The sequence below is a fragment of the Candidatus Omnitrophota bacterium genome, from assembly GCA_028715415.1.
In the GTDB taxonomy this organism is placed as follows: Bacteria; Omnitrophota; Gorgyraeia; order Gygaellales; family Profunditerraquicolaceae; genus JAQURX01.
The window spans coordinates 1-13,536 of the sequence record JAQURX010000012.1; the positions used below are offsets into that span (position 1 = coordinate 1).

The following is a 13,536-nucleotide window of genomic DNA, read 5'->3' on the forward strand; positions in this document are numbered from 1 at the left end:
TTTATAAAATGCGTTCAGAGAATCAATCTCAGGAACAGGCGTCACGCTGCATGGATTGTTCAACTCCATTCTGCCATTGGGCTTGCCATTTGGGTAATTATATTCCGGAATGGAATGATTATAGCTTTAATGGAAATTGGAAACAGGCATTTACCCTTTTGGATGCTACAAACAATCTTCCTGAAATAACCGGAAGGGTTTGCCCTGCGTTATGCGAATATGCCTGTGTTTTAGGGCTAAATGACGATCCTGTTACTATACGTGAAAACGAGCTTTCCATTATAGAAGCGGGTTTTAAAGCCGGGTTAATGAAGCCAAATCGCATAGAGCATAGGACAGGGAAGAAAATAGCTGTTGTTGGTTCCGGGCCTGCAGGTTTATCTTGTGCTGCCCAACTTAATAGGGCAGGGCACAATGTAATTGTTTTTGAGCGCGATAATAAGCCGGGGGGAATCCTGCGCTATGGGATTCCTGATTTTAAACTTGAGAAAAATATATTAGACAGGCGTATTAATATTTGGAAAGAAGAAGGGGTGGTTTTTAAAACAAATATAAATGTGGGGGTTGATTATCCGTCTGGAAAACTCTTAGAAGATTTTGACGCAGTTTGTTTAGCAGGCGGAAGCCGTGTGCCGAGGGACCTTAAAATAGAAGGAAGGGATTTGAAAGGGATTCACTTTGCAATGGATTATCTTTCGCAATCAAATAAACGCATAGCAAAAGAGAAATTTACGGAAAAAGATTTAATTGACGCTAAGGGTAAAAATGTGGTAATTATCGGAGGTGGAGATAGTGGAGCTGATTGCGTAGGGACTGCTCATCGCCAGAAAGCCTCATGTGTAGTACAGATTGAAGTTTTGCCTCAGCCTGCCAAATGCAGGATTAAAACGCAACCTTGGCCAAAGTATCCGCTTCTTTTAAAAGTTACCACCAGCCATGAAGAAGGTGGAGAGAGGCATTGGGCTGTACTTACAAAACGATTTATTGGCGAAAAGGGTATGGTAAAAAAGATTTCTTGTGTAAAAGTGGAATTTACTAAAGGAGCAGATAATACATGCTCTGTAATGAAAGAAATTCCCGGAAGTGAATTTGATATTAATGCAGATCTGGTTATCCTTGCAATTGGGTTTTTACATCCTGAGCAAAAAGGATTGCTTAAAGATTTAAATGTTAAGTTTGATTCTCGGGGGAATGTTTTAACAGACGATAAATATGCGACATCGGTTGAAAAGGTATTTTCCGCAGGGGATATGCATCGCGGTCAATCATTGGTAGTTTGGGCTATTTCAGAAGGAAGGCGATGTGCACATTTTATAGATAAATATTTGATAAAGGAAAGTCATTTACCGATTATTTAATACCCCGCGCCGCGGGTACCTCAGCATAAATGAATGCCGAGTATCCCGCTTCTGCGGGATATGCCCTTGTGGGCAAGAGGAGAAAGTATGATAAGCACGGGGATAAAAGGATTGGATAATGTAATTACCGGCTTAAGGCTTGGGGATAATGTGGTTTGGCAGATAGATGATATGAATGACTATATTGATCTTGTAAAGCCTTTTGTTCGCCAGGCCTTAAAAGAGAAAAAGAAAGTTATTTATATGAGGTTTGCAACTCATAAAGAGTTGCTCAAGCCTTCTTCCGAAATAAAAAGATATGAGCTTAACGCGCAAGCAGGTTTTGAATCTTTTACCGCCAAGGTAAATAGTATTATTACCGAGGAAGGCGAAGGTGCATATTACATATTTGATTGTTTATCCGAGCTTCTTTTATCATGGGCAACAGATCTTATGATCGGTAATTTCTTTATGGTCACCTGCCCATATCTTTACGAGCTTAAGACAGTTACTTATTTTTCTATAATGCGCAATAACCATTCTTTTAAATCTATTGCCCGTATACGTGAAACAACGCAGCTTCTTATGGATGTGTATCATTGCGAAGGCAATTATTATGTGCACCCTTTAAAGGTCTGGAATCGTTATACACCGACTATGTTTTTGCCTCATCAGAAAGAAGGCGAGAAGTTCGTCCCCATTACTGATAGTGTTAATGCCGTTGAGATACTTTCATATATCCGTGAGAAAGGTGCACAGAGCGCAAAGAGGAATCTTGATTACTGGGACCGGTTATTCCTTGAGGTAGAGTCATTAGTCAAAAGTAAGGCTACTACGAATCAGAAGAGCGAGATGATAGAGAAGCTTTGCAATCTGATGATCTCAAAAAATAAAAGGATTTTATCTCTTGCTATTAAGAATTTTTCTCTGGAAGAATTAATTGAGATAAAGTCAAGGTTAATCGGGACAGGCTTTATCGGAGGGAAAGCCGTGGGAATGCTTTTGGCGCGTAAGATCATAGAGTCCAAGTTTGCAAATTGGCAAAAGCTTTCCGAGCCGCATGATTCATTTTATATAGGATCCGATATTTTTTACTCTTTTATAGTGCATAACCGCTGGTGGAAATTGCATATGCAGCAAAAAAGCGAAGAAGGCTATTTTAATACCGCCAGGATCCTTAAAGAAAAGATGCTTTACGGGATTTTTCCTGATGAGATCATGGAGCGTTTCCAGCAAATCGTGGAATATTTTGGGTCATCTCCGATTATTGTCCGTTCGAGCTCTCTTCTTGAGGATGATTTCGGGAATGCGTTTGCCGGAAAATATGAGAGCGTTTTCTTGGCTAATCAGGGAAGCCCCGAGCAAAGATACATCCAGTTTGCCGAGGCTGTGAAGAAAATCTACGCAAGCACAATGAATGAAGATGCGCTTGTATATAGGAAGCAAAGAGGTTTAGATAAGCTGGATGAACAGATGGCGCTTTTAGTGCAGCGTGTCTCAGGGTCACATCATAAGCATTATTTCTTTCCTGACCTTGCAGGAGTGGGGGTTTCATATAATACCTATGTTTGGAATAGGGATATTGATCCAAAAGCAGGTATGCTTAGGATTGTCTTTGGCTTAGGGACAAGGGCGGTTAATCGCGTTGAAGGTGATTACCCGAGGATGGCTGCATTAAGTGACCCGTCGCGCAGGCCGTATGCAGAAAAAGATGATTTAAGAAAATATTCACAGCATAAAGTTGATCTTATAAATACAAAAGAAAATATTTTTGAGACTATTTCTTTTGAAAAGTTGGCGAATGAGAAATTTATTACAGATGTTAACAGTATAGCGGTAAGAGATGATGAATCTACGCAGTTTAGGAGAGATAAGGGTTTAGAGGATAAAGATTGCTGGATATTGACACTTGATAAAGCTCTGGAGAAAAAATCACTGGTAGATTCATTAAGAAAAATACTGGAAATTCTTGAAACAAGTTATGATTATCCGGTTGAAATAGAATTTACCATTAATTTTACCAAAAATAATGCTTTTAGGATAAATCTCCTGCAGTGCAGGCCGCTGCAGACTCGTGGTTTGGGGCCTAAGGTTAATATGCCGCAAAAAATAAACAAGAATGATATACTCTTCCAGTCGCAAGGGTATTTCTTGGGAGGGAATATTTCACAGAAAATTAGTTGGGTTATCTATGTTGACCCGCAGGAGTATTGTAAGTTAGGCCTGAATGACAAGTACGAGATTGCGCGTGTTATCGGGAATTTGAATAGGATTATTAAAGATAAGGAAGAGCTCCCTACGCTTCTTATGGGGCCCGGCAGGTGGGGTACAACAACTCCATCTTTGGGTGTTCCTGTTAAATTTGCGGAGATTAATAATGTAGCAGCTCTTGCTGAAATTGCTTTTTCAGCCGGGAATCTTATGCCGGAGTTATCCTTTGGAACGCATTTCTTCCAAGACCTGGTTGAGACAAATATATTCTATTGCGCTTTATTCCCCGAAAAAAAAGAAGTAGTTTTTAATAAAGCTTGGTTTAAAGATACAAAAAATTTATTTACCGAATTAATGCCTGAATCTGCTAAGTATGAAGATTTGATTGGGGTTTATGGTGTAGACAAGAGGGGTTTAAAGATCATGTCAGACGTAATATCGCAGAGGGTAGTATGTTTTTCAGTTTAAAGAGGAGGGGAGTTTAGTATGTCTAAATATATTTTTGTAACCGGCGGAGTTATCTCAAGCTTAGGTAAAGGCATTGCTTCTGCTTCAATAGGGAAAATTCTGGAAAGCCGCGGCCTAAAGATAGCAATCATGAAACTTGATCCCTATATTAATGTTGATCCCGGGACAATGAATCCTTATCAGCATGGAGAAGTTTATGTAACTGAGGATGGGGCAGAGACAGATTTGGACCTTGGGCATTACGAACGTTTTACCAATGCCCAGACTTCTAAATTTAATAATATTACTACAGGGCAAATTTATAATTGGGTGATTTCCAAAGAAAGAAGAGGGGATTATTTAGGTAAGACTATTCAGGTTATACCGCAGATTACCGATGCAATTAAGGAAAGGATTAAGGAATGCTCAGGAGTTTCCAAGGCTGATATTGTGATTGTTGAGGTGGGCGGAACAGTAGGCGATATTGAAAGCCTGCCATTTTTAGAGGCAGCACGGCAATTCAGGTTAGATATGGGGTATGACAATGTGCTATATATTCATCTGACTCTTGTGCCATATATAGAAGCAGCCGGCGAGGTAAAAACAAAACCCACCCAGCATAGCGTAGGCACCTTGCGTGAGATAGGTATTATTCCAGATATATTAATCTGCCGCACAGAAAAGCCGTTATCCGAGAGCGTTAAGGAAAAGATTTCTTTATTTTGCAATGTGAAGAAAGAAGCGGTTATTGAATCTCCTGACATGGAGTCAATCTATCAGATTCCTTTGGTATTTAAGAAACAGATTCTAGATGAGATAATCTTAAGCCATTTTAAATTGATTTGCAAATTCTCAGATTTAAAGGAGTGGGAAGGGGGCGTAGTAAACAGGGTGCTTACTCCCAAGAACAAGGTTACTATTGCCGTCGTGGGAAAATATATTGAGTTGCAAGATGCCTATAAGTCAATATACGAAGCGCTTATTCATGCCGGAATTCATAATGATACGAAAGTAGAGATAAAAAGAATTGATTCCGAGAGCCTTGAGAAATCGGAGATAGGGAAGATAATGCATGGAGTTTCCGGGATTCTTGTCCCCGGAGGATTTGGTTATCGTGGGATTGAGGGTAAGATTAAAGCGATTAAGTTTGCGCGCCAGAATAAAATTCCCTTTTTAGGTATTTGTTTAGGGATGCAATGTGCAGTAATTGAGTTTGCAAGGAATGTGTGTAATTTAAGCGGGGCAAATTCCACTGAATTTAAGAAGACAAAATATCCGGTAATTAGTTTGCTGGCAGAGCAGGAGGATATTGAAGATTTAGGCGGGACTATGCGTTTAGGCGCGTATCCCTGTAAAATTAAAAAAAATTCACTTGTTTTCAAAGCTTATGGTAGAATGCTCATCCAAGAGCGCCACCGCCACCGCTATGAATTTAATAATAAATACCGTAAAGCCTTTGAGAGTAAAGGCATGGTTTTCTCAGGAGTATACCCTAAGAAGAATTTGGTAGAGATAGTTGAGGTTAAGGGGCATCCTTATTTTATTGCAGTGCAGTTTCATCCGGAGTTCAAATCTAAGCCGGATAAGGCGCATCCTTTATTTAGGGATTTTATTAAGGCAGCATTAAATAAACTATAAGCATATGGAAATAATACTCGCATTAGAAGACGGGAGAATTTTTAGAGGCAAGTCCTTTGGCTCAACCGGTGAAAGATATGGGGAGGTGGTATTTAATACCAGCATGACCGGTTATCAGGAGATTATTACCGATCCATCTTATAAGGGGCAGATTGTGGCAATGACTTATCCTCTTATAGGTAATTATGGCGTTAACAAAGAAGATATTGAGTCGCGTAAGCCATTCTTGGAAGGTTTTGTGGTCAAAGAGTGCAGTAAAATTGCAAGTAATTGGCGTAGCAGCCAGTCTTTGCCCGATTACCTTAAAGAAAATAATATTTTAGGGATTGAAGGCATAGATACGCGTGCGCTTACTTTACATATTAGAAAAGCCGGGGCGATGAAAGCAGTGCTTTCAACCATAGATTTGGATGAGAAGAGTTTAATTAAGAAAGCTAAGAATTCCCCGGGGTTAGTAGGTATTGATTTAGTGCAGAAGGTAGCAGTAGAAAAAAAATATATCTGGCGGGGTGTTAAACAGGGAAGATACAAAGTCGTAGTGCTTGATTGCGGTTTAAAATATAACAGCTTACGGGAATTATCTAAACATAATTGCCAGGTTATTGTTTTACCGGCAAAGGCATCTGCTGAAGAAATCTTAAGCCTTAAGCCCGATGGGTTGCTTTTATCAAATGGCCCGGGAGACCCGGCTGCAGTTGAATATGTTATTAAAACCACGCGCAAGCTAATCGGGAAATTGCCGATTTTCGGTATTTGCTTGGGGCATCAGATGCTCGGGCTTGCGTTAGGCGGCAAGACTTATAAGCTCAAATTCGGCCATCACGGCGCAAATCATCCGGTTAAAGACTTAAAAACCGGGAAGGTTTCTATCACGGTGCAAAATCACGGATTTTGTGTAGATATAGATTCATTGGATAAAAGAGAAGTAGAGATTACCCATATAAATTTGAATGACCAGACTTTAGAGGGAATGCGGCTTAAAAAATTTCCGGTATTTTCCGTGCAGTTCCACCCGGAAGCTGCTGCCGGTCCGCATGACGCAGAATATTTATTTGGTAACTTTATCGCTTTAATGGAGAAACATGCCTAAAAGAAAAGATATTAAAACAATTTTGATTATTGGCTCTGGGCCCATTGTCATAGGGCAAGCCTGTGAATTTGATTATTCCGGAAGCCAGGCCTGCAAAGTATTAAGAGAAGATGGTTACAGGGTAGTTTTGGTAAATTCAAATCCTGCTACAATCATGACTGATCCCGAGCTTGCCGATAGGACATATATTGAACCTTTAACCGTTGAGGTGCTGGAAAAAATCATTGCTAAAGAAAGGCCTGACGCCCTTCTTCCTACATTAGGGGGCCAGACTGCTTTAAACCTTACTGTGGAATTGGCGGAGAAAGAGATTCTGAAAAAATATAAAGTTGAAACTATCGGAGCGAATATCAAGGCGATTAAAAAAGGCGAAGATAGGTTATTGTTTAAAGAAGCAATGCAGAAGATAGGCTTGGATTTACCTAAAAGCGATAAGGCCTATAATTTAAAACAAGCTGTTAAGGTTGCAAAAAAAATAGGTTTTCCTTTAATTATCCGTCCAAGTTTTACCTTAGGGGGGACCGGAGGAAGTATCGCTTATTCATTAAATGAATTTAAAGACTTAGCCCGGCGCGGCCTTGAGTCAAGCATGATTAGTGAGATTTTAATTGAGGAGTCGGCAATCGGCTGGAAAGAATTTGAGTTGGAGGTAATGCGCGACTTAAAAGATAATGTAGTGGTTATTTGTTCTATTGAAAATCTTGACCCGATGGGGATTCATACAGGAGATAGTATTACCGTAGCTCCCATCCAGACCTTAACTGATAGAGAATATCAGAAGATGCGGGATGCGGCAATTGCCTGCATAAGAGAAATCGGCGTTGAGACGGGCGGTTCAAATGTCCAATTTGCCGTTCATCCTAAAACCGGACGGATGGTAATCATTGAAATGAATCCAAGGGTATCTCGGAGTTCGGCATTAGCTTCCAAGGCAACAGGTTTTCCTATTGCTAAAATTGCAGCCAAACTCGCCGTAGGCTATACCTTGGATGAAATATCCAATGATATTACCAAAGAAACACCTGCCTGTTTTGAGCCGGCAATTGATTATTGTGTTGTGAAAATCCCCAGGTTTACCTTTGAAAAATTCCCGGAGGCGAAAGATATTTTAGGCGTGTCCATGAAATCAGTCGGAGAAACCATGGCAATCGGCCGCACATTTAAAGAAGCCCTGCAAAAAGGACTAAGGGGATTAGAAATCGGCCACAGCGGGCTGGATACTAAGTTAAAATATATGGAAATCTCCGATAAAAAAATAAACCACAGGTTAAAAGAAGCGAATGCATCAAGGATCTTTTATATTAAATATGCTTTACAAAAAGGTTATAGCGCCAAAAAAATAAATTCTCTTACCAAGATCGATCCTTGGTTTATTGAGAATATCAAACAGGTTGTTGATTTAGAGAATTCCTTGATAAAAGAATATTCTAAGGATAGAAAATTAAGTTTGGAATCATTACGTAAAGCAAAAGAGTTTGGTTTCAGCGACCGGCAGATTGCTGGGTTTACACATAGCGATGAAATTGCCGTGAGGAATTTACGTAAGAGAAGTAACATTAATGCTACTTTTAAATTAGTAGATACTTGTGCGGCAGAGTTTATTGCCCATACGCCGTATTACTATTCAACATACGAAGAGCAGGATGAGGTAGAGGTTACCAAAAAGAAGAAAATTATGATTTTAGGAGGCGGCCCAAATCGGATCGGCCAGGGTATTGAATTTGATTATTGTTGTTGTCATGCCTCCTTTGCCCTTAAAGAACTGGGTTATGAGACGATTATGGTAAATTCTAATCCAGAAACCGTTTCTACGGATTATGATACTTCGGATAAACTTTATTTTGAGCCGCTTACTTTTGAAGATGTGATGAATATCATTGATAAAGAAAAACCCGACGGGGTGATTGTGCAATTAGGCGGGCAGACCCCTTTAAACTTAGCCAGGCAGCTGGAAAAAGCAGGCGCAAAGATTATTGGGACTAGCGTTGGTTCCATTGACCGGGCGGAAAATAGGGATAAGTTTGCTAAAGTCCTTAATAAATTAAAGATTAGCCAGCCGGAAAATGGCTCAGCAATTTCAAAACAAGAAATAATAGAGACTGCTAATAGAATCGGCTTTCCAGTATTAGTCAGGCCTTCCTATGTTTTAGGCGGCCGGGCAATGAAGATAGTATATGATGCAAAAACTCTCTTAGGTTTTATCAAAGAAGCCCAAGAAGCATCGGCAGGGCATCCAGTTTTAATAGATAAGTTTTTAGAGGATGCGGTCGAAGTAGATGTGGATGCAATCTCCGATGGGAAGGCTACGATTATCGGCGGAATTATGGAGCATATTGAAGAGGCAGGGGTGCATTCAGGGGACTCAGCATGCGTTATCCCCGCCCATACTTTGGGAGATGAGATTATTGAGGAGATTAGAAAAGATACTTATGCTTTAGCAAAAGAATTGGGAGTCAGGGGTTTAATAAATATCCAATTTGCCATTAAGGGCGAGCAGGTCTATGTATTAGAGGTAAATCCTCGTGCCTCAAGGACTATCCCTTTTGTGAGTAAAGCCACGGGTGTGCCATTAGCTAAATTAGCGGCTAAAGTAATGGCAGGTAAGACTCTTAAGCAGTTAGGTTTAACTTCAGAGAAGAAAGTTGAGCATATTTCAGTCAAAGAGTCGGTTTTGCCATTTTCGCGTTTTTCCGGGGTGGATATATTATTGGGCCCGGAGATGAAGTCAACCGGAGAGGTAATGGGGATAGATTCTTCTTTTGGCAGGGCTTTTTATAAATCTCAGCTTGCTGCAAATCAAAATCTCCCCTTAAAAGGAAAGATTTTTATCAGTGTCAAGAATAGCGATAAGAGAGGTATTGTCTTTATCGCCAAGAAACTCTCGGATATGAATTTTGAGCTTATTGCTACGAGGGGTACATACAAGGCGCTAACTTCCAATAATATTAGAGTGCAGCTCGTTGGTAAAATTAACGAAGGCGATAGGCATATATTAGAGTTGATCAAAAAAGGAGATTTAAAATTAGTAATTAATACTCCATCAGGCCAGCGCGGCCAATCGGATATGAAGCCTATCAGAAGTTTAGCAGTTACTTATGGCGTGCCTTGCATTACTACAATCCAAGGGGCGCAGGCAGCTGTGAATGGTATAGAGGCTATATTAAAAGGCAGCTTCAAGGTAAAGTCTATTCAAGAATATCATAAAAGATAAGATTAAAGTGGCTTCTTCCTGGGTTATGTAAGGTTTACTAAGGGCATTCCCTTTTTGGCTATTTACTTCTGTTTTATTTTACGGTATAATCAAGTCCTAATAAAAGGAGAAATAAATTATGGAAAGTATCTTAAAGAAAGAAATTATTACTAATAAAATAATTTGTAAGACGTTGGGGGTTTTGTTTTTTGTGATTTTGACTGCTCTTGGTGCTTTTGTGCGCATACCTTTGCCTTTTACTCCTGTCCCTGTAACTTTACAGACATTGTTTGTATTATTAAGCGGTGCTTTTTTAGGAAGCTCACTTGGTTTTACCTCTCAAATAAGTTATCTCTTTTTGGGTGTTTTGGGTTTTCCTGTATTTACTCTGGCAGGAAGCAGCCTGCTTTATTTTCTTGGTCCGACCGGAGGGTATATTTTGGGTTTTATTCTAGCTAGTTACATGGTAGGAAGGTTGCTAAAGAAGCCTGGGAATATTACTAAAACTTTAATGGTATTTTCTTTCTGCAGTATTTGTATTTTGCTATGCGGTAGCCTTTGGATCAAATATTTATTAGGGGTTAGCTTTGCAAAAGCTCTTTATCTGGGTTTCGCTCCTTTTATTATCGGGGATTTATGCAAAGCTTGTATTGCCGCTCTTATTTATTCCGGTTTAAAGGGCCGTGTTGGTGCTTAAGTTTTCTGTGGACAAAAGCCTTAATTTATGTTAACTTATTTATAATTTTAACCCCCAATCCTATTGGATGGATTGAGGAGGGTTTGTGCCCAGAGGGAGGTGTACATGAAAAAGAATTCATTGTTTGTTTTAGGACTTGTGATTTTTTTCTTAGCTAGCGGAATTTCTTTTGCTCTTGCCCAAGAACAAGGGGGAGCAGTTGTGCCATCTCAAATTGAGCCGGAGATACAATGGATCTATGGGGATGTAGTGACGTTGGATGCTCAAAACAAGGCAATGACAATTAAATATCTTGATTATGAATCAAATCAGGAGAAAGAGATAGGTATCGTTGTTGATGATAAGACCACTTTTGAAAATGTAAAAACCTTTGATGAAATTAAGCCTAAGGATACAGTTAGCGTAGATTATCTTGCTAATCCCGACGGAAAGAATATCGCAAAAAATATAAATGTTGAGAAAGTAGATGCTTCTATGCAAAAAGAAGCTCCAGTTGAAACAACTCCTCAAGCACTCCCGCAGGAGACAGTTAAGCCAGAGGCTGCAAGCCCGGTAGCTCCTGATTCAACACAACAATAAATATTTATTCAAAGTTATTTTAATATCTAGGCAGGGGAGAAAAGCCCCTGCCTAAAATTTATATGCGGCCAAAAAATATTAAGTTAATTATTTTTGATTTAGACGGCACTCTTGTTGACGCGTATGGCGCTATAGTAGAGAGTTTTAATCATACGATGAAGTCGCTTGGGCTTCCAAAACAGAATCCTAAGACGATACGCCGTGCAGTTGGCTGGGGCGATGCTTTGCTTCTGAAGCCTTTTTTACCCGCTGATGAATTAGATAAGGGGGTTGCTATTTATCGCGCACACCATAAAAGGGCATTATTAAGGCACGCTCATTTATTCCCTTACGCTGAGAAATTACTAAGGTATCTTAAGAAAAAAGGTTATAAATTAGCAGTGGCAAGTAATAGGCCTACGAAATTTTCACGCATTCTGGTTCGCAGCCTGAAAATTGATGTGTTTTTTGATTATCTTCTTTGCGCCGATACTATTAATAATAGAAAACCGCATCCCGAGATTATTAACAGGATAAGAGAGAAATTTAAAGTTGGAGCAAAAGAGGCTGTGTTTGTTGGTGATATGACAATTGATGCCCAGGCAGGCAGGAGGGCAAAAGTTTTTTCCATAATCGTAACTACCGGTTCAAGCAGCCTTGCTGAAATTAAGAAAGAGAAGCCGCAGCTAATAATTAAAAAGATAAGTAGACTCTTTGAAGTTTTATAATTTTTGCGTCTGCCTTGTCTTGTTTCTCGCAGGGACGTTCGCTAAGCCCCAGCGTGGTTGGCTCACTCTCGAAAATTCTCGCTCTGCCTACATTCTATTTAGCGGGGCAACCTTGCCCGCTCGAATTTCCGGAAGCCCTGCTGCGAACCAAGCCAAGTCATCCGCTCTAAGGCTATCGATTATCTTTCGTTCGAAAAGGTTTGCTTGACGGTTTGCTCAGGTTTTGATAGAATACATTAATAAGAGGAGTGATTATGAAGAAGATTCTTTTAACATTGGTGGTATTTTTAGCTTTTGGTTTAACTTTCTCTTTTGCTCAAGAGAAAAAAGATGTAAAACCAGTTAAGGTTATTCTTTTAGTCTCAGAACAAAATATAGAAGGCCCTCAAAAAGCCTGGTGGGCAAGTGAAATTGATTTGTCTACAACCGAAGCAAAGGTGGCGACTAAACTTATTGAAGCGGGATTTGAAGTTTTAGAGCCCTCTATGTTAACAAAGGTTATTAAGCAAGATAAGGCATTTAGGCTGCTTAATTTCCCTCAGGAAAAATCTGTAAAATTAGGGAATCTTTCCAAGGCCGATTATGTAATATTAGGTAAGGCTATTGCCTCAAGCGGTGGAAATGTTCCTCAATCAAAAATGATTTCTTGTTTTGCGAATATTTCAGCGAAATTAATCCGGGTAAAAGATGGTAAGGTAGTTGCTTATCTTGATGCGTCTGGGAATTCCGCGCATATGGATGTAATTACCGGTGGAAGGGAAGCCTTGGCTAACGCCGGAGAAGATTTGGCAGCAAAAATTATTTCAGCTATTGGCAAGCAATCGTAAGGAGAAATACATAGATGAGAAAAATAATTTTATTTACAACACTGGTTTTAACAATTTCATTTTTTTCCGGTTGCGCTTCACTTGATTCTATGATGCAGCCGACAGCCCAAGTTGACAATAATGCGGGGGCAGCTCCTCTTCCGCCTTATTCCGGGCCGAAAGCAAGAGTAGCAATTGCTGATTTTGATGTTAAGGCAGCAAAAGCAGGCAGAGAAATAGGCACGGGCCTACGCGAAATGTTAGTAACCGCGTTAATTAATAGCAGCCGTTTTTCGGTTGTTGAACGACAGGCGCTGAATGCTATTATGCAGGAGCAGGAATTATCTGCTTCCGGGGCAGCTCAGGCAGGTGCGGGTGGCCCTCAAAGAGGGAAAATCAAAACTGCTGATTTGATTATTACTGCTGCAGTGACTGAATTTGAGCCAAATGCATCCGGTGGCGGTGCTGGCATTGGCGGCGGCGGCGGAGTTGGAAGCGGAGTTTTAGGCGGATTATTAGGAGCTTCTTTAAATAAATCTCACATGGCTTTGGATATCCGGATTATTGATGCGTCTACTTCGGAAGTCCTAGCATCTACACGTGTTCAAGGCCAGGCTTCGGATGTGGCAGGTGGTTTCATGGGTGGTTTCATGGGTGGTTGGGCTTTAGGTGGCGGGTTAGGCGCATATGCTAATACTCCAATGGAAAAAGCAATCCGTGTTTGTATTATTGAGGCAGTAAGGTATATATCGCAGACAATCCCGGCAAACTATTATAAATATTAACCTTATAATTATAGGATTAGACAATGGGAAAACGTAAACGTAGGGGAAA

10 protein-coding genes are annotated in these 13,536 nt (G+C 40.1%); all 10 read left to right on the forward strand.

Annotation, left to right across the window (positions count from 1 at the left end; all coding sequences use genetic code 11):
- A partial coding sequence (locus PHO70_06105; GenBank protein ID MDD5432537.1) for a glutamate synthase subunit beta occupies window positions 1–1,358 on the forward strand: 1,358 nt, incomplete at its 5' end.
- An 87-nt stretch (window positions 1,359–1,445) separates the two neighbouring features.
- Window positions 1,446–4,016, forward strand: coding sequence for a PEP/pyruvate-binding domain-containing protein (locus tag PHO70_06110; GenBank protein MDD5432538.1), 2,571 nt, complete (start codon window positions 1,446–1,448; stop codon window positions 4,014–4,016).
- 18 nt (window positions 4,017–4,034) lie between these two features.
- On the forward strand, window positions 4,035–5,633 hold the full coding sequence (locus PHO70_06115; GenBank protein MDD5432539.1) for a CTP synthase: 1,599 nt from the start codon (window positions 4,035–4,037) through the stop codon (window positions 5,631–5,633).
- A 4-nt stretch (window positions 5,634–5,637) separates the two neighbouring features.
- Complete coding sequence (gene carA, locus PHO70_06120) at window positions 5,638–6,723, forward strand: glutamine-hydrolyzing carbamoyl-phosphate synthase small subunit (GenBank protein ID MDD5432540.1); 1,086 nt, start codon at window positions 5,638–5,640, stop codon at window positions 6,721–6,723.
- Entirely contained in the window at window positions 6,716–9,934 is a 3,219-nt protein-coding gene (gene carB, locus PHO70_06125) for a carbamoyl-phosphate synthase large subunit (GenBank protein ID MDD5432541.1), read from the forward strand. Before carA ends, carB begins: the two co-directional genes overlap by 8 nt.
- 118 nt (window positions 9,935–10,052) lie before the next feature.
- Window positions 10,053–10,610: a biotin transporter BioY gene (locus PHO70_06130; protein ID MDD5432542.1), complete on the forward strand. Its 558-nt coding sequence runs from the start codon at window positions 10,053–10,055 to the stop codon at window positions 10,608–10,610.
- Window positions 10,611–10,715: 105 nt separating this feature from the next.
- Window positions 10,716–11,189, forward strand: coding sequence for a hypothetical protein (locus PHO70_06135; GenBank protein ID MDD5432543.1), 474 nt, complete (start codon window positions 10,716–10,718; stop codon window positions 11,187–11,189).
- A gap of 62 nt (window positions 11,190–11,251) precedes the next feature.
- Complete coding sequence (locus PHO70_06140) at window positions 11,252–11,896, forward strand: HAD family hydrolase (GenBank protein MDD5432544.1); 645 nt, start codon at window positions 11,252–11,254, stop codon at window positions 11,894–11,896.
- Between the two features lie 254 nt (window positions 11,897–12,150).
- The gene (locus tag PHO70_06145) at window positions 12,151–12,723 is read left to right on the forward strand and encodes a hypothetical protein (GenBank protein MDD5432545.1); all 573 of its coding nucleotides are present in this window, start codon (window positions 12,151–12,153) and stop codon (window positions 12,721–12,723) included.
- A 14-nt stretch (window positions 12,724–12,737) separates the two neighbouring features.
- Window positions 12,738–13,487: a CsgG/HfaB family protein gene (locus PHO70_06150; GenBank protein MDD5432546.1), complete on the forward strand. Its 750-nt coding sequence runs from the start codon at window positions 12,738–12,740 to the stop codon at window positions 13,485–13,487.
- Window positions 13,488–13,536: the final 49 nt, after the last annotated feature.

Bases quoted from the DNA above. Each gene is read 5' to 3' on its own strand.
- PHO70_06110 (MDD5432538.1), top strand. From the start codon at position 1,446: ATGATAAGCACGGGGATAAAAGGATTGGATAATGTAATTACCGGCTTA.
- PHO70_06115 (MDD5432539.1), top strand. From the start codon at position 4,035: ATGTCTAAATATATTTTTGTAACCGGCGGAGTTATCTCAAGCTTAGGT.
- carA (MDD5432540.1), top strand. From the start codon at position 5,638: ATGGAAATAATACTCGCATTAGAAGACGGGAGAATTTTTAGAGGCAAG.
- carB (MDD5432541.1), top strand. From the start codon at position 6,716: ATGCCTAAAAGAAAAGATATTAAAACAATTTTGATTATTGGCTCTGGG.
- PHO70_06130 (MDD5432542.1), top strand. From the start codon at position 10,053: ATGGAAAGTATCTTAAAGAAAGAAATTATTACTAATAAAATAATTTGT.
- PHO70_06135 (MDD5432543.1), top strand. From the start codon at position 10,716: ATGAAAAAGAATTCATTGTTTGTTTTAGGACTTGTGATTTTTTTCTTA.
- PHO70_06140 (MDD5432544.1), top strand. From the start codon at position 11,252: ATGCGGCCAAAAAATATTAAGTTAATTATTTTTGATTTAGACGGCACT.
- PHO70_06145 (MDD5432545.1), top strand. From the start codon at position 12,151: ATGAAGAAGATTCTTTTAACATTGGTGGTATTTTTAGCTTTTGGTTTA.
- PHO70_06150 (MDD5432546.1), top strand. From the start codon at position 12,738: ATGAGAAAAATAATTTTATTTACAACACTGGTTTTAACAATTTCATTT.